Here is a 16,699-nt window from a genome sequence, read left to right on the forward strand (position 1 = left end):
AGGAGCGCCTGTGCCGACCTCAGTTGCGGATCTCGTCTTGCGGGCAGCGGCGGTGCACACCATGGCCGGTGCCGCGCCCGCGACCGCGCTGGCCGTGCGGGACGGACGCGTGCTGCGTGCCGGATCCGACGCGGACGTGCGGGAGCTGATCGGCCCCGACACGTTGGTGCTCGACCTCGGCGACCGCGCCGTCCTGCCGGGCATCAACGACGCGCACCTGCACGGCGCCTGGCTCGGCGCGCTGTGGCCGGACACTCTGTTCGCCGACGACGGCGCGCCCGGACCCGGCCCGGAAAAGCCGCTGCGCACCGCCGCCGAACGCCGGGCGGCCATCCTCCGCGCGGGCGAAATCCTTGCCGCGCTGGGCATTACGAGCTACACCGAACCCGGCCTCGGCCCGGGGGAGGACAACGGGCACATCGGCGCGTTCGGCATGTCCGTGGTCGAGCAGTACCGGGAACTGGCCGCCGAAGGACTGCTGCGGGCCAGAGTGACCGCGCTCTGGCTGTACGGCGAACTCGACGGCCCGAGCACGTTCGACAACTTCCGCACCGGACTGGCCACAGTGGACGGACCGGGCGCCGACCCGCGCCGGCTGAACTTCCGCGGGGTGAAGATCTTCGCCGACGGCATCCCGCCGATGCGCTCGGCCTACACCCACCACTGCTACGCCGACGGCAGCCACGCCCACCTGCTCGTCGGCGGCGCGGACGACCCGGAGCGCGAGGAGAACTTCGTCCGGATGGTCCGCACCGCGCACGAGGCCGGACTGCAGGTCGGCGTGCACGCGACCGGCGACCGGGCGATCGAGCTGATGCTGGACGCCGTCGAGCGGGCGCGGGAGGAACGCGACGTCGACCTCGGCCACTACGTCATCCACGGCGACCTGGTGAGCGCGGCACAGCTGAAGCGGATGGCCCGGCTGGGGGTCGGGCTGTCCGCACAGGCCGGGATCGCGGTGCGGACCGCCGGGGTGGTCGACGCGGCGATGGGGCCGGGCAGTTCGGATGCCGCGTGGCCGCTGCAGGAGGCGCTCGACGCCGGGATTCCGCTGTGCCTGACGTCCGACGCGCCGGTGCTGCCGCCGGACTGGCGCAAGGAAATCGCCGCCGCGGACCAGTGGATGGGCCCGGCCGCGGATGTGCGACAGCGGATGGAAACGCTGCTTCGCTGTTACACCGTGCACCCGGCTCAGCAGGATGGTGCGGCGTCGTGGAAGGGCACACTCGCGCCCGGGATGGCGGCTGATCTGTGTGTGCTGTCAGCGGATCCCTTCGCGGTGACTCCCGCCGAGCTGCCTGAGGTGGAGGTCGACCTGACCGTCCTGGATGGACAGATCGTGTTCGACCGCTCCGCGTAACGTCCGTGAAGGACTCCTTGAGGCTCAAGGAGTCCTTCACGGACGGCTGGCTCAGGTGAGCAGCTGGCCGCCGTCGACGGGGAGGCTGGTGCCGGTGATGTGGGCGGCGGCGGGGCTCGCCAGGAACACCACTGCGGCGGCGACGTCTTCGACGGAGGCCATCCGGCCGTCCGGGATTCGCGCGACCCAGGCGTCGTGCGCGGGCGATCCGGGCGGCATGGCGGAGGCGAGCATCGGCGTCGCGACCGGGCCGGGGGCGACCGCGTTCACCCGGATCTTGTGCTCCGCCAGTTCGAGCGCGGCCCAGCGGGTCAACGCGTCCACCGCCGCCTTGCTGCTTTCGTAACCGCCCATTCCGGGCGTCGGCTGCCGCCCGCCGATCGACGACAGGTTCACCACGACGCCCGGCTCGCCGCGCTCGACCATTCGGCGGGCGACCAGCTGCGTCATCAGGAAAGTGCCGTGCACGTTGGTCGAGAGAATGCGCAGCAGGTCCGCGCCGGGGAGATCCAGCAACCGGCCGTGGACGCTCAGCAGTCCGGCGTTGTTGACCAGGACGTCGACCGGGCCGACCTCGTCGAGCGCCGCGGAGATCGCGGCCTCGTCGGTGATGTCGAGCCGGATTCCGCGCCCGCCAACCGGTTTGGCGGCTTCTTCGGCGCCGCCGAGGTCGGCGAGCACCACGGAATCGCCGGCTTGGGCGAAGGCGGCGCCGATCGCGCGGCCGATGCCGCCGGCACCTCCGGTGATCAGCACGGTACGGGCAGCGGGCATCGTCGTTTCCTTTCGCCGGGAGCGGGGTACGCAGGCTTATAGTATACAAGCGTAGAAAATAAATCCCTTGAATCGCAGGAGGAATCGTGGCGACGGATCGATCTGGACTGGGCCCGGCGTTCCCGCGCGTGCCGGCGTTGTCGCTCGGCTCGTGGAACACCTGGGACCGGATGGAGTTCGGCGACGCGGTGGCGCTGATCGCCCGCGCGGCCGAACTCGGGCACGCCTTCTTCGACGTCGCGCACTACGACATGGGCCCGCACGCCGAGGGCTCCACGACCGACCAGATCTTCGGCCGCGCGGTGCGCGAAGCCGGTCTCGCTCGCGAAGATTGGCTCTACTGCGGGAAACTCTGGCTCTGGGACTACCCGAACGTCGGGTTCACGCAGCAGATGAACACCTCGCTGGAGCGGGTCGGCGTCGAGTCGGCAGATCTGGTCGTGGTCGGCGACTACTTCGGCGAAGTCGACCTCGAGCGGGTCGTCGCGGAGGTCGCCGAACAGATTGAAGCTGGCCGGTTCCGCGCGTGGGGCGTGAACAATTGGCGCATTGACGATCTGCGCAAAGCTTTTGACATTGCGCGCAAACGTGGTTTGGAGCCGCCGGTTTTCGCGCAGCTCAAATACGGGCTCGCGCGCCGGTCGATGGCCGAGGGCGAGTTCTACGCTCCGCTGTTCGCTTCCGGCGAGCTGACGCTGCAGGCGTCGGACATTTTCGAAGGAGGGCTGCTGGTGGGGAATGTGAAGCCCAGCCGCAAGATCGGGGCGGACGTCGGCGGCATCCGGGAGAAAATCGCTGCCGCTTGGCCGACCGTGCAGAAGATCGCCGAAGAGCTGGAAGCGTCGCCCGCACAGCTCGGAATTGCCTTCTGCCTGGCCAATCCCGCGACCGCGAACGTCCTCGTGGGCGTATCGCGGCAGGCGCAGTTGGAGGACAACGCTGGCGCGATCGCCTTGCTGGACCGCGTCGGCGCGGACCGGATTCGCGAGCTGACGAGGGAGTTGTGGCTCGACCGCGAAGTCGCCGCCGACGGAACCTGGTGAAGGGGCTGGTGTTTTTTGTCGACGTGCGTAGACTAAAGCTCCCCGGGGTGCCCGGAGAGGCATCCCCGACGCCGTGAGGAGCCGCCACATGACGAAACCAGCGCCGGACCGCATCGTCGACATCGCCATCGGGTACATGGGCGCGAAGCAGTTGTTCGCCGCCTCGCGGATCGGCCTGTTCCGCGCGCTCGCCGACGGTCCGCGAACGGCGCCGGAACTCGCCGCCGCCACCGGCACGGGCGAGCAGTTGACGCGGATCCTGGCGGACGCGATGAACGCACGCGGCCTGCTGGAGCGCACCGACGGCCGCTACGAGCTGGTCGAGGATGCGAAGGAGTACCTGGGAGGGAACGGCGCTACGGATCTGGCACCGTTCCTGACCTTCCTCAACGAAATCAGCTACGGCCACTGGCTCCAGTTCGACACCACTGTGGACAGTGGCAAACCGGGCGACCTCCAGATGGACGAGGGTCGCTGGGCGACGTTCATGGCGGGCGTGATGCGCTACAACTCGCTGCATGCGGCGATGCTCGCGCGCGCCTTCGATTTCTCGCCGTACCGTTCGATGCTCGATCTGGGCGGATTGTCGCCGGAATTCGCGATCGGCGCGTTGCGGGCGAATCCCGCACTGACCGCTCGCTTCGTTTTCGGACCCGAGTCCACCCAAGGGATCACCGATGCGGTGAATGCGGCCGGCTGCGCGGATCGCACGAGCATCGACCCCGCGCCGACCGAATCGGCGGAACCGGGCGGGGAGCACGATCTGGTGATGGTGAACCACGTCGTGCACCGGTTCACCGCGGAACAGAACCGGAAAATCCTGGCCAACGCCCGCGCCGCCGCCGGAGACGGCGCGACGTTGCTGCTGCTGGACTTCTTCCTCGACGACGAGGAACGGCAGCGCCCGATCGACGCGCTGCACGCGGGGGAGTACTTCGTGATCGACGGAACCGTCGTCTATCCGGAGGCGGAAGTCCGCGAATGGCTGGACGGTGCAGGATGGCGCGTATGCGATGTTCTCGCACTGCCCGGAAGCCCGCGCGTTCTGGTCGCCGACGCCGTCTGAAAACGGTCCCGGGGCCGGTAGATACTGTGCCGATTGTTACTGACCCGACCACAGCCACAGCCGAATGGCTTCGCGGCAACGGTTGCGTGCCGCGCGGGGGCCGGCCTGCTTTCGGTCGGATCAGTAACGAACGCATCCGGCCCGTTGATTTTTTAGCCGACAATCGTAGACTATCCCGCACCACGGCGAGCCGGGCCGCATTCGCAGGCACGCCGTTCCCGGCGGGGCGCCGAGCGACCCCGCCGGCGGTCCAGCACCCTGAGAGAGGGACTCAATGACGAGGACAAGGACAGCGGCGTTGTTCGCGGCGGCCGCCGCGGCGCTGCTCGCGATCGCCGGATGCACCGGCTCGGGCGCCGCCGGGGCGGGCGCGGGCACCGACGAGCTGAAGGCGGGCGTGTTCCTCGACGTGACGTCGTGGGACCCGGCCAACGCCGACATCGGCTTCGACGGCCCGTACCTGTCCGCGGTCTACGACCCGCTGGTCGCCTTGGACAAGGACGCCAAGCCGATCCCCGCGCTCGCGAAATCGTGGGACTGGTCGGCCGACCGGCTGAGCCTCACGATGCACCTGCGCGACGACGTCGCGTTCGACGACGGCCAGAAGTTCGACTCCGCCGCGGCGGTCGAGAACCTGAACCACCTCAAGGCGGGCACCCGGTCCGGGCAGGCCTACACCGACGTGAAGAGCGTCGAGGCGAAGGACGCGTCGACCGTCGTGCTCCATCTGTCCGAACGCGACGACGCGCTGCTGTACTTCATGGGTCTCGGGCGCAGCTGGATGGCCTCGCCCAAGGCGATCAAGGCCAACTCGCTCGCCAACGGCCCCGACGGCTCCGGTCCGTACACGTTCGACAAGGCGTCCTCGCAGCCGCAGTCGCAGTATGTGTTCAAGAAGCGCGCGAAGCACTGGGACAGCGCCACTTACCCGTTCCCGACCGTGCGGCTGTTCCCGATCACTGACCAGGCGGCCAGCTTCAACGCGATGCTGTCCGGTCAGCTGAACGTCCAGTTCGCCAACGCGGCGAACCTGCCGAAGGCGCAGCAGAACGGCTGGAACGTCGCGAGGAAGCCGGCGTCGTGGGTCGGCGTCCAGTTCGCCGATCGCACCGGCAGCCAGGTCAAGGCGCTCGGCGACCAGCGTGTGCGGCAGGCGATTTCGTACGCCTTCGACGCGGCCGGCATCCTCAAGGCGGTCGGCAACGACGCCGGAACGGTCACCGACCAGCTGTGGCCGAGCGGCAGCCAGGTGTACGACGCGGCGGGCAACGGCAAGTACAAGACCGACCTCGCCAGGGCCAAGCAGCTGCTCGCCGAAGCGGGCTACGCGAACGGCTTCAGTCTCAAGATGCCGATGTCCACGATCTTCCAGGCGTGGCAGCCCGCCGCCGAGCAGACGTTCGGGCAGCTGGGCATCAAGGTCGACTGGCAGAACATGTCGATGCCGGACTACCAGAAGAACGCGCCGACGTACCCGATGTTCCTCGCGGTGATCGCGATGGACGGCAACGACATGGCCACGCTGACCGACCAGGTCACCTCGTCGCAGTGGTACAACCCGAAGCCGTCGGTGGACGCCTTCCCGGAGGTGAAGGCGCTCGTGCAGAAGGCGGAGCAGGCCGAGCCCGGCCCGGCGCAGACCGCGGCGCTCAAGGAGCTCAACACGAAGCTCGTGGACCTCGCCTGGTGGAACGTCTGGTACCAGGCCGACAACCTCTACTTCAGCGTCAAGGGCATCACCGTCACGCCGATCACCGGCATGATGTTCCCGACGCTGCGGTTCATCCAGCGCGGCTGACGCGCCCGTCGTCCCCGGGTCCGTCCGAAGACTCCACAGTGGACGGACCCGGGGAAGGAGCCGAACGACATGCTCACATTCATCGTCAAACGCCTGGTGTCCGGGATCCTGCTGCTCGTGCTCGTCACGAGCGGCACGTTCTTCCTGGCGCACACGGCGGTGGGGGACCCGACCGCCGGGCTGCTCGGCAACAGCGCGACCCCCGCGCAGCAGGCGGCGCTGCGCACCCAGATCGGGTACGACCGGCCGCTGCTCGTCCAGTTCTGGGACTGGCTTTCGCACGCGGCCACCGGCGATTTCGGGACTTCCTGGCGGAATTTCCAGCCCGTCGGCGAACAGATCGCGCTGCGCGTGCCGGTGACGCTGTCGGTCGTCGTCGCCGCGACGCTGCTCGCCGCGATCCTCGGCGTCCTCGTCGGCGTCATCTGCGGCCTGCGTCCGGGCGGCGTGGTCGACCGCGTGCTGAAGCTCGCCTCGGTGGTGCTGTTCGCGCTGCCCGGATTCTGGGTCAGCCTCGTGCTGGTCACCTGGTTCGCGATCCAGTTGCAGTGGTTCCCCGCAGTTGGGTATGTGTCTCCGGACCAATCGGTGGTCGGCTGGCTGCGGTCGATCGCGCTGCCGTCGATCTCGTTGTCGCTCGGCGCGGTCGTGATGATTGCCGAACAGCTCCGCAACGGCTTCCTCCAGATCGCCAACCAGGACTTCGTCCGCACACTGCGGGCGCGCGGCCTGTCGTCGCGCCGCGTCACGACGCACGTGCTGCGCAACGCTTCGCCGTCCGCGCTGACCGTGCTGGCGCTGATGTTCGTCGGACTGCTCGGCGGCGCGGTGGTCGTGGAGATCGTGTTCAACCTGCCCGGGATCGGCAGCCTGACGCAGTCGGCGTCGCAGATCGGGGACATCCCGGTGCTGCTCGGCCTGACCGCGGTGACCGTCGTGTTCGTCGTGATCGTCAACTTCCTGCTCGACCTCGTGCTCGGGTGGGTCAACCCGAAGGTGCGCGACCGATGACCGCTGCCCCGTTCCCCGCCACGCTCGCCCCGGTGAAACGGATTTCCTTGCGGCGGCGGTACTTCCGCCGTCCGGTCGGGGTCGTCGCGCTGGTCGTGTTCGCGATCGTCGTGCTGGCCGCGGTGGTCGCGCCGTGGCTGGCCCCGTACGACCCGAACCACGTCGACTTCGCCCTGACGCACGCCGAACCCGGCAACGGGCATCTCCTCGGCGGCGACTCCGCCGGACGCGACATCTTCAGCCGCCTTCTCTACGGCGCGCGGACCACGCTGTACGGCGGACTGATCACCTGCGTGACCGGCGTCGTGCTCGGCGTCCCGACCGGCGTGGTCGCCGGGTACTTCGGCGGCGCGACCGACCGGATCTGTTCGTGGATCAGCGACGCGCTGCAGTCCGTGCCCGGGATGATCGTGCTGCTGGTCGTCGCGGCCGGCACCGGCCAGGACTTCACTGTGCTGATGATCGCGCTCGGCGTGTTCCTCGCGCCCGGCTACTACCGGATCACCCGCGCCCGCGCGCTGACGGTCCGCCGGGAGCCGTACATCGACGCCGCGCGCGTGGCCGGGGTCGGCACGATGCGGATCCTGCGCACGCACCTGCTGCGCGCGGTATACGCACCGATCATCGTGCAGACCGCGCTCACCGCCGGGCTCGCCATCGGCATGCAGGCCGGTCTGCAGTTCCTCGGCATCGGCTCGGCGTCGACGCCCAGCTGGGGCCAAGCGATGAACGACGGCTTCGTGAACATGCTGACGTACCCGCTGATCCTGCTGTGGCCGTCGATCGCGCTGGGCCTGACGATCGCCGCGCTGGCGTTCATCGGCTCGACGCTTGCCGACCTGGTCAGCGTCCGCGCCGAACAGCCGACCCGTCGCGGCCGGGCTCGGGTGCGGGAAGCGCTCGCGGCTCCTTCTCCGGATGCGCTGGGCGGAGGTGCGGCTTCGGGTGCACACGAGCACGCGGCGGCGGATTGCGCGCTGCGGATCGAGAATCTGCGAGTCGGCTACGCGACCGACAAGGGCGTCAAGGAGGTCGTGCGCGGGGTGTCGCTGGACGCGGCACCCGGCGAGGTGCTCGGGATCGTCGGCGAATCCGGGTCCGGCAAGACGCAGACGGTGTTCTCCGTGCTGGACCTCTTGCCTGCGGGCGGGACCGCGGTCGCGGACGGCATCTGGGTCGGCGGTCGCGAGGTCGGAAACGCGGCGGAGCGGGCGAAACTGCTCGGCCGCGAGATCGGGTATGTGCCGCAGGAGCCGATGACGAACCTCGATCCGTGCTATCCGATCGGGCACCAGCTCGTCGAGCCGCTGCGCCGCGTGCACGGGCTCGACAAGGCGGCGGCGAAGGAGCGGGCGCGCGAGGTGCTGCTGCAGGTCGGCCTCACCGACCCGGACCGCGTGCTGGCGAGCTATCCGCACCAGATCTCCGGCGGCATGGCGCAGCGCGTGCTGATCGCGGGCGCGGTGGCGGGGCGGCCGTCGCTGCTGGTCGCCGACGAGCCGACGACCGCGCTGGACGTGACTGTGCAGGCCGAGGTGCTGGAGCTGCTGCGCGAACTGCAGGCCGAGTACGGGATGGCGCTGGTGATCGTCACGCACAACTTCGGCGTCGTCGCGGACATCTGCGACCGCGTCGTGGTGATGAAGGACGGCCGGATCGTGGAAACCGGGCCGGTGGAACAGATCTTCCGCGCGCCCGAGGATCCCTACACCGCCGAGCTGATCAGCGCGTCGCTGGACGACACCGAAGGACGGGACGAGTTGGACGAAGCCTGGGAACGGCGCGGCCTCGCCCACGCGACCGGAGAGGAGGCCGGGCGATGACCGCTCCGCTGCTCGCGATCGAGGACCTGGTGGTCGACTACCGGCTCAGCCGTCGGGTGCGATTCCGGGCGCTGAAAGGGATTTCGCTGGATGTTCGGCCGGGCGAATGCGTCGGGCTGGTCGGCGAAAGCGGGTCGGGAAAGTCCACTTTGGGCAAAGCCGTGCTGGGCCTCGCCGCGCCGGAGTCCGGCCGGATCACCTTCGACGGCGAAGACATCACCCATGCTCGGGGCGCGGTCCGGCGTCGGCTGGCGAGCGACATCCAGGTGGTGTTCCAGGATCCGTACGGCTCATTGGACCCCACGATGACTGTCGGCGAAGTCCTCGCCGAACCCTTGGTGGTGGCCGGGACCTCGCGTTCGGACGCCCGAACGGTGGTCGCGGACATGCTCGACCGGGTTCGCTTGCCCGCCGACGCGGTGCACCGGTATCCGGGGGAGTTCTCCGGCGGACAGCGGCAGCGGATCGCGATCGCGCGGGCGCTGGTTCGGCGGCCGCGGCTGATCGTGTGCGACGAACCGGTGAGTGCGCTGGACCTGACCACGCAGGCCACGATTCTCGACCTGTTCCTGGAACTGCAGCGCGAGACCGGGGTGTCTTACCTGTTCGTGTCGCACGACCTAGGGGTCGTGCACCGGATCTGTCATCGGGTTTCGGTGCTGTATCAGGGAGAGATCGTGGAATCCGGCCCGACGGCGGTGGTCACGCGGGCGCCGGAGCATCCGTACACGCAGCGGTTGCTGCTGGCGGCCCCGGTGGCGGATCCGGCGCGTCAGGCGGAGAGACGGGCGGCTCGGTTGGGGCTGGGGTAGGTTCTTCTTCTTTTGGCCGCCGCCGTGGGGTGCGGCGGCTGGCTGTCCGCGCCCGCATTCCCGGCCGCACTGCTCCCGCGGGCGGCCGGGCAGGGTCACATCCGTCGCGGGAGAATACGAGTTAGAGTCTGTAACCATGCCGAAGGTCATCGATCACGATCAGCGACGACGGGAGATCGTCGAGGTCGCCAAAAAGCTGATCATCGAAGGCGGGTTCGAGGCCGCCACGATGCGCAGCATCGTCACCGCGGCCGGGTTCGCGAACGGTGCCCTCAAGCACTACTTCCCCAGCAAGGACAGCATCATCGCGGCTACGTTCGAGAGCGTGCTGCAGGAGACGTCGCAGCGGATGTCCGAATTGGACCCTTCGCTGGGGCCGGTGGAGTCGTTGCGGGGGTTTGTCGAGGCGGCGATTCCGACGGACGCGCATCAGATCGCGTCGGCCCGGGTGTTGCTGGTGTTGTGGGAGCATTCCGTGGCGAATCCGGATCTTGCTCGGCAGTATCGGGATTTGCTGGACAGTTGGCGAGGGGAGTTGACTGTGCGGATCGCTGCTGCCCGGGGGAAGGGGGAGTCTGCTGATGCTGCGGTGATCGGGGTGTTGGCGGATGAGATTATCGCGGTTTCTATCGGGGCCAATGTGACTTCTTTGATGCATCCGGTGGGGAAGGTCGCTGGGCGGTATCGGGCTTATGTGGACGGGTTGATGGCTCGGATTGGGGATTGAGTCCGGTCTGCTGTCTGCTCGTCGCCTGGCGGCGACATTGCGCCTGGGGCATGGGCGGGCACCCCGAAGCTGATTGTGATGACGGGCGGAGGGTGTTTGTCAAGGCGGGAAAGATGCCTTGACAAACACCCTCCGCCCGCATTTTTGGCTTCGTATCGGGGTACGGGGGTGGTGTGGGTGCGGTGGTGGGTTTGTGTGCGCGGGCTGCGGTTTGGTGGTGGGTGCGCGCGGCTTGTGGTGGTTGGATTCGTTGGGTGTGCGGGCTGCGGTTTGGTGGTGGGGGCGCCCCTCACCACGTCCGGCGGCTGGTTGTGAGGGAACCCTGCGGGAATCAGGGTCTGTGAAGGTGGCCCTCAAGGAACGCTGGACCGGGTGCGGTGTTTTGTCTACGCTTGGAGAATGACTTCCGCGTTTCCGGTCACTCGCACGCTTTCCGTCCGGCCTGTCACGGGGCCTCCGGTGGTGCTGATTCATGGGTTCGCGTCTTCGGCGACCTCCGATTGGCCTGCGGAGTACTGGGCCGATCCGCTGGCGGCCGCGGGGCGGGAGACGATCGTGGTGCATTTGCCGGGGCATCCTGGCGGGCCGCGGGTCCGCGAGGCTGCGGAGGTCACCTCGAGTCGGGTCGTGGACGCGCTGGCCGAGTGTGCTGGGGCGGAGGAGGTCGACGTCGTCGGGTACTCGCTCGGGGCGCGGCTGGCGTGGGATCTTGCGGCGCATCCCAAGGTTTCGGTGCGGAGGCTGGTGCTGGGCGGGCTGAGTCCGCAGGAACCGTTCGCGGCGGTGGATCTCGTGGCCGCGCGTCAGGCTGTCCAAGGCGGACCGTCGCCTGATGATCCGCTTACCGGCGGGATTACGGCCATGGCGGCGGCGGGGGACGCGGTCTCGTTGCTGAATCTCGTCGAGGGGCTGGCCGGCGAGCCGTTCGATCCGGGGGCGGGGGTTCCGCAGGTGCCGACGTTGTTCCTCGCGGGGCGGCAGGATTTCATGGCGCACGGGATCGAGCAGTTGGCGGCGCGGGTGCCGGGTGCGCGGTTGCGGCAGGTCGCGGGGGATCACCGCGGTGCGCTGGTGGGGGTGGAGCTGCGCGAGGCGGTGTTCGACTTCCTCGGGGCGGAGACTGTCTGAGAGTGTCGAAATGGCCTCGGCGGCGCAGACGTGCCAGCCTGGGGGCCATGACGACACCGGCGCAGCTCCGCAGAACCGCCCTGTCCTACCCGGAGACGGCCGAGCTGGCTGTTGACGGCACGGTCGCGTTCACGGTGCAGGGCAAGGAGTTCGCTGCCCTGCGGCCGGACCGGCAGGTCGTGCTCCGGATGACTGCGTCCGATGTGGACGAAATGCGCGGGCAACATCCGACCGCGCGCCGGGTCGCGCGGGCTGGGGTGCGGTTGCCGATCGAGGACATCAACGGGCAGCAGTTGAACTACTGGGTGCGCCGGGCGTGGCTGGCCCGGGCGCCGAAGCGGCTCGCGGCTCCGGTGGCTGCTGCGGGAACGGCGGTGGCGGGGGAGGTAGGGGACTTGCCCAAGGCGATCGGGAGTCCGGCGACTCGCGCGTTGCACGGTGCGGGGATTACGACTCTTGCGCAGACTGCCGAGTGGACCGACGCCGAATTGCTTGCGTTGCACGGCGTCGGTCCGAAGGCGGTGCGTCTCCTTCGCGAGGCGCGGGGCTAGAACCCGTCAGCGGCGCAGGCGGGCAGCCGTGGCTATGAGCGGTGTGAGCGCGGCGGTGGCGGCGGCCCCGAGTGCGGTGTCCGTGGCGAGGATCCACTTGACCGTCTTCATCGCCAAGGTCAGGACTTCACTGCCGCGTTCACGCATTTCTGCCTCGAACTGTGCGACGGCGGTGGTGCTGCCGGTTTCGGACAGGTGTTTGACCAGACTCGCGGCGTCGCGAATCGCCGCACCGGCACCCATTCCGGCGGTGGGCGGGGTGGCGTGGACGGCGTCGCCCAGGGCCGTGATTCGGCCTGCGGGCCAAGGCGCGAGATCGGCAGCGCGGGTAGAGGCGGCGTTGAAACGGAAGGCGGCGACGCTCGCCGGATCGGCCTTGGCGATGACCTCCAGGGTGTGATCGGCCCAGCGTCGCTCGCGGAATGTGTCCAGGAGTGCGGTCTGCAGTTCGCCGCCGCGCAGGGTGCGCAGGGAATCGGCGGATTCGGGGAGCATCGCGCCCCAGATGTAGGTAGGGCCGGTCGTGACGGACATCCGCAGCTCGGGGGCGTCGAGTGCGGCATTGCCGACTGGGTCTAGGAAACCGACGTACAGCGCGGCGCCGTGCGGCGCGATCGCGGTGCCGGAGCGCGAGCGCAGCCGTTCTTGTTCGGGCAGGCTGAGGTCTCGCCGGAGCGTTCGGCCGGAGAATCCGATGATGCCTGCGGGACGATTGGTCGGACCGCCGGCCAGGTGGCGGGCGACTACCGAGTGGGCACCGTCCGCGCCGACCACCAGGTCCGCCGAGACCGGTGCGCCGTCGGAGAAGAGGACCTGAGGGCCGTCCGGGTCGACGCCGGACACAGTGCGGCCCAGGTGCAGGTCGTCGCCGACGGCTTCGGCCAGCAGGGTGCGCAGGGTGATTCGGTCGACGTCCACGCTGCCGCTGCCGCTCAGATCGGGGCCGTGTCCGAGGAGCCGGCCGCGGCGGTCCCAGAACGCGTCGCGTTCGCGGAGCCGGAGAGCCGAGCCCGACGCCAGCAGCCGTTGCATGATCTTCGGTTCCACCAGTTCCGCCAGCGCCGATTGGGCCCGGTCGTCCAAGGTGATGTGGTAACCGCCGGTCGCTGTCACGTCGGTGTCGCGGTCGAACACCGTCACTTCGAATCCCCGGCCGCGCAATCCCGCGCCCAACGCGAGACCGCCGATTCCGCCGCCGACCACCACTACCCGCATGCCTGTCTGTCCTTCCGCTCATGATGGAACGGAACCCACCCTGGCCGGAGTAGTGGACATCGAGTGGCCAGTACATGATGGAGCGATGGCGAACACCTCGCACCGGGCGCTCCGCCTGCTGTCTCTGCTGGGATCAGGACGGGTGTGGCCGCTGCGAGAACTCGCGGCGCGGCTCGAGGCCAGCGAGCGCACCGCCCGCCGGGACATCGAGACACTGCGCGGGCTCGGCTACTCGATCGCGACCGTGCACGGTCCCGACGGTGGTTATCGTCTCGGCGCGGGGAACACTTTGCCGCCGTTGTTGTTTGACCACGACCAGGCTCTGGCGGTCGCGGTGGCGTTGCAGACCGCGCCCAGCACGATGTTCGGGTTGGGCGACGACGCGACCCGGGCGCTGGCGGCGCTGCACCAGGTCATGCCTCCCGCGCTGCGGGCGTCGATGGAATCCCTGCGCCTGACCCGCCTGCGGAACTACTGGGAATTCCCCGGACCGCCGATCGATCCGGCAGCTCTCACCGCTGTCGGAACCGCGGTGCGCCGCCGCCGGGTGCTCATCGCCGAGACCCTCCGCCCGGACGGCAGCCGCCCCGACCCCGGCGACGCCGGCTTCCAGCCCGCCCACCGGATCGAGCCGCACCATCTGGTCGTCTGGGCGGCGCGGTGGTATCTCGTCGCCTACGACCGCACCGACAGCCAATGGCGAGTCCTCCGAGTCGACCGGCTGCGTCCCCGGACGACCACCGAGAATTTCCCGGCACGCGAGCTTCCGGCAGACGACCTGGCCCAGTTCGTGATGCGCACCCACGACCGCGGCGACACCCCGGCGGAATGGCCCTGCAGCGGTTCGGCCCAGCTCACCCTGCCCGCGCATGTCGTGGCTCAGTGGGCACCGGGCGGCTCGGTGGTCGAGCACCTCGACGCTGAACACTGCCGCCTCGCTCTGGGCGCTTGGTCCTGGGCCGGGATCGCGGGCATCCTCGCCACTTTCGACGCTGAAATGACCGAGGTCCGTCCGCCTGAACTCGCTGCCGCCTGCGGTCGTCTTGCTCAGCGGTGGACGAATGTCGCCGCGCGGGCCCGGTAAACCGTTAGGACTGCGGTAATTCCGCTCCAGTCGGCGCGGGTTCCGGCGGATCGCCCTCGAACCCGTTGGCCCAATACCGGCCGCGCAGCGAAAGGTTCTGCAGCATCCCCGTGGCCTCTTCCGCCGACATCGGCGCGGGGTCCGTTTCCAGCCACCACCGCAGCACGGCAAGCTGTTCCCCGACCCACGCCCTCGCCAGCACGCCGAGGTCGATGCGCGGTTTGACGTCGTGGTGGTCGGCCCGGGACTTGAACACCGAGCACACTGCGTCGATGCGCGCGTCCGTGAACTGCCGCAGCGCCCGGCCGTCGCCTTCGCCGCGCAGGATGAGCAGGTAGAGATCCCGGTTCTCTCGGGCGTGCCGGAACAACTCGAGCGCGGGTTTGCCGGTGAAACCCACCGAGGACGCCGGGACCAGCGGGCGCAGGCGTTCGTCCAGTTCTTCCTGGAGTTCGGTGACGACGTGCCGCAGCAGCGCGTCCTTGTCCGGGTAGTGGCTGTAGAACGTCGCGCGGCCCAGGTCGGCCCGTTCGGTGATGTCCTCCACCGTCACGTTGGCGTATCCGCGTTCGAGCACCAGCGACACCAGCGCGTCGCGGAGCAGGCCGCGGGTGCGGCGGGTCCGTCGGTCAGTGGTCGGCAATGGGCCCCCTTCGGTCGTTGCCGGCCCGAGTGTAGCGAACTGTTGACACTGCGACCGTTAGTAGACACAGTGTCCAGCATTGGTCAATCTGACGGAAAACAGGGAGTCGGCGTGAACCTGGGCAGCTATGTCACCCGTGCCAGCACGTTCTGGCCCGATCAGCAGGCGCTGGTGTGCGGCGAGCGGCGGTGGACCTACCGCGAGCTGGAGGAGCGGACGAACCGGCTGGCGTCCGCGCTGCTCGCGTCCGGCGTCGAGCCCGGGCGGGCGGTGGCCACCTTCTCCGGCAACAGCGCGGAGCTCGTGGAGACCGAGATCGCTTGCTACAAGGGCGGTTTCCTGCGCGTCCCGATCAGCGCCCGGCTGTCCGCGGGCGAGGTCGAGCACATCCTGGCGGACGCGGACGTCCGGGTGCTGCTGGTCGACGCCGAGCACGCCGAAGCGGCGCAGAAGGCGGTGTCCGGTTTCGAGTGCGTGCTGATCGACTACGACGGCCGCACGCCGGACGCCCGGTCTTACGCCGAGGTGCTGGCCGCGGGGTCGCCCGAACCGGTCGCGATCGAGGTCGGCGCGGACGATCCGTCGGTCCTGCACTTCACGTCCGGGTCCACCGGGAAGCTCAAGGCCGCGGTGCAGACGAACGGAAACCGGCTGGCGAACATGCGCAAGCGGTTGATGAGTCCGGAGGGCGCACCGTCCGCCTCGGAGCGGTACCTCGCGGCCGGTCCGATCACGCACGCGACCGGAATGGGTTTGCTGGCAGCGTTTTCGCGAGGCGCGACCGCGGTGGTGCTGCCGCGGTTCGGTGCGGTGGAGTTTCTCGAGGCGGTCGAGAAGGAACGGATCACCTCGACGTTCCTGGTGCCGGTGATGCTCAACATGGTGCTGTCCCATCCCTCCGTCCGCACCGCGGATGTGTCCTCGCTTCGCTGTCTGCGGGTGGGCGGTGCGCCGGTGTCGCCGCAGCGGTTGCGCGACGCGGTGGCGGTGTTCGGTCCGGTCGTGATGCAGGGGTACGGCCAGGGGGAGACGACCAGCGGGGTCACGGTGCTGACCTGCGACGACGTGGTGCGCGGGATCGAGGAGGACGCGGAACTGCTGTCCTCGGCCGGGCGGCCGTTGTTCGATTCCGAGGTCCGGGTGGTCGACGACGAAGGACAGCCGGTGCCTGCGGGAGAACTCGGCGAGGTGGTGGTGCGCGGGCCGGACTGCGTGACCGAGTACTGGCACGAACCGGATCTGTCCGCGGAGACGTTCCGCGACGGCTGGGTGTACACCGGCGACATCGGCTACCTGCGCGCCGACGGCTATCTGTTCATTGTGGACCGCAAGAAGGACATGATCATCTCCGGCGGCTACAACATCTTCTGCACCGAAGTGGAGTCCGTGCTCTACGAGCATCCCGCCGTTTCCGAGGCGTGTGTGGTGGGGGTGCCCGACGAGCAGTGGGGCGAAGCGGTGAAGGCGGTCGTCGTCCGCCGGGCCGAGGTCACCGCCGAGGAACTGATCGAATTCTGCGCGGAGCGGTTGGCGCGCATCAAGAAACCCCGTTCGGTCGATTTCGCCGAGGAACTCCCGGTGAACCGCAACGGCAAGATCGACCGGCGCGCGGTGCGGGACCGGTATTGGGCGGGCGAAGCCCGGAAAGTCCACTGAGGAGGCCC

15 protein-coding genes are annotated in these 16,699 nt (G+C 69.1%); 12 read left to right on the forward strand and 3 right to left on the reverse strand.

Going from position 1 to position 16,699, the window contains the following annotated elements; all coding sequences use genetic code 11:
• Positions 1-10 precede the first annotated feature (10 nt).
• On the forward strand, positions 11-1,360 hold the full coding sequence (locus tag ACZ7OI_RS40580; protein ID WP_470269434.1) for an amidohydrolase: 1,350 nt from the start codon (positions 11-13) through the stop codon (positions 1,358-1,360).
• 51 nt (positions 1,361-1,411) lie between these two features.
• Here ACZ7OI_RS40580 and ACZ7OI_RS40585 read toward each other — a convergent pair whose 3' ends face one another.
• Positions 1,412-2,134 (reverse strand): SDR family NAD(P)-dependent oxidoreductase, encoded by a 723-nt coding sequence (locus tag ACZ7OI_RS40585; RefSeq protein WP_470269435.1) that lies wholly within the window; start codon positions 2,132-2,134, stop codon positions 1,412-1,414.
• A gap of 86 nt (positions 2,135-2,220) precedes the next feature.
• Between ACZ7OI_RS40585 and ACZ7OI_RS40590 the strand changes: the two genes are divergently transcribed.
• The 9 genes from ACZ7OI_RS40590 to ACZ7OI_RS40630 all read left to right on the forward strand — a co-directional run bounded on the left by ACZ7OI_RS40590 (position 2,221) and on the right by ACZ7OI_RS40630 (position 12,093).
• Positions 2,221-3,177, forward strand: a complete 957-nt coding sequence (locus ACZ7OI_RS40590) for an aldo/keto reductase (protein WP_470269436.1) — start codon at positions 2,221-2,223, stop codon at positions 3,175-3,177.
• 88 nt (positions 3,178-3,265) lie between these two features.
• A complete protein-coding gene (locus ACZ7OI_RS40595) occupies positions 3,266-4,243 on the forward strand; it encodes a methyltransferase family protein (RefSeq protein WP_470269437.1) in 978 nt (325 codons plus the stop codon).
• 274 nt (positions 4,244-4,517) lie between these two features.
• Positions 4,518-6,041 (forward strand): ABC transporter substrate-binding protein, encoded by a 1,524-nt coding sequence (locus ACZ7OI_RS40600; protein ID WP_470269438.1) that lies wholly within the window; start codon positions 4,518-4,520, stop codon positions 6,039-6,041.
• A 69-nt stretch (positions 6,042-6,110) separates the two neighbouring features.
• Complete coding sequence (locus tag ACZ7OI_RS40605; protein ID WP_470269439.1) at positions 6,111-7,052, forward strand: ABC transporter permease; 942 nt, start codon at positions 6,111-6,113, stop codon at positions 7,050-7,052.
• Positions 7,049-8,875: a dipeptide/oligopeptide/nickel ABC transporter permease/ATP-binding protein gene (locus ACZ7OI_RS40610; RefSeq protein ID WP_470269440.1), complete on the forward strand. Its 1,827-nt coding sequence runs from the start codon at positions 7,049-7,051 to the stop codon at positions 8,873-8,875. The genes ACZ7OI_RS40605 and ACZ7OI_RS40610 overlap by 4 nt, the downstream gene beginning before the upstream one ends.
• Positions 8,872-9,687 carry an ABC transporter ATP-binding protein gene (locus ACZ7OI_RS40615; RefSeq protein ID WP_470269441.1) on the forward strand — a complete coding sequence of 272 codons (816 nt, stop codon included), beginning with the start codon at positions 8,872-8,874 and terminating at the stop codon, positions 9,685-9,687. Before ACZ7OI_RS40610 ends, ACZ7OI_RS40615 begins: the two co-directional genes overlap by 4 nt.
• 136 nt (positions 9,688-9,823) lie before the next feature.
• A complete protein-coding gene (locus ACZ7OI_RS40620) occupies positions 9,824-10,414 on the forward strand; it encodes a TetR/AcrR family transcriptional regulator (RefSeq protein WP_470269442.1) in 591 nt (196 codons plus the stop codon).
• A 399-nt stretch (positions 10,415-10,813) separates the two neighbouring features.
• A complete protein-coding gene (locus tag ACZ7OI_RS40625; RefSeq protein ID WP_470269443.1) occupies positions 10,814-11,542 on the forward strand; it encodes an alpha/beta fold hydrolase in 729 nt (242 codons plus the stop codon).
• Between the two features lie 47 nt (positions 11,543-11,589).
• Positions 11,590-12,093, forward strand: a complete 504-nt coding sequence (locus ACZ7OI_RS40630) for a hypothetical protein (RefSeq protein ID WP_470269444.1) — start codon at positions 11,590-11,592, stop codon at positions 12,091-12,093.
• A 6-nt stretch (positions 12,094-12,099) separates the two neighbouring features.
• On the opposite strand, the gene ACZ7OI_RS40635 is transcribed toward ACZ7OI_RS40630, so the two are convergent.
• The gene (locus ACZ7OI_RS40635) at positions 12,100-13,308 is read right to left on the reverse strand and encodes an FAD-dependent oxidoreductase (RefSeq protein WP_470269445.1); all 1,209 of its coding nucleotides are present in this window, start codon (positions 13,306-13,308) and stop codon (positions 12,100-12,102) included.
• 85 nt (positions 13,309-13,393) lie between these two features.
• Here ACZ7OI_RS40635 and ACZ7OI_RS40640 point away from each other — a divergent pair, with 85 nt between their 5' ends.
• The gene (locus ACZ7OI_RS40640; RefSeq protein WP_470269446.1) at positions 13,394-14,392 is read left to right on the forward strand and encodes a helix-turn-helix transcriptional regulator; all 999 of its coding nucleotides are present in this window, start codon (positions 13,394-13,396) and stop codon (positions 14,390-14,392) included.
• Positions 14,393-14,396: 4 nt separating this feature from the next.
• Here ACZ7OI_RS40640 and ACZ7OI_RS40645 read toward each other — a convergent pair whose 3' ends face one another.
• On the reverse strand, positions 14,397-15,035 hold the full coding sequence (locus tag ACZ7OI_RS40645; RefSeq protein WP_470269447.1) for a TetR/AcrR family transcriptional regulator: 639 nt from the start codon (positions 15,033-15,035) through the stop codon (positions 14,397-14,399).
• A 111-nt stretch (positions 15,036-15,146) separates the two neighbouring features.
• On the opposite strand from ACZ7OI_RS40645, the gene ACZ7OI_RS40650 reads away from it, so the two are divergent.
• Positions 15,147-16,691: an acyl-CoA synthetase gene (locus ACZ7OI_RS40650; RefSeq protein ID WP_470269448.1), complete on the forward strand. Its 1,545-nt coding sequence runs from the start codon at positions 15,147-15,149 to the stop codon at positions 16,689-16,691.
• Positions 16,692-16,699 lie beyond the last annotated feature (8 nt).

The sequence above is a fragment of the Amycolatopsis sp. NPDC114503 genome, assembly GCF_055633655.1.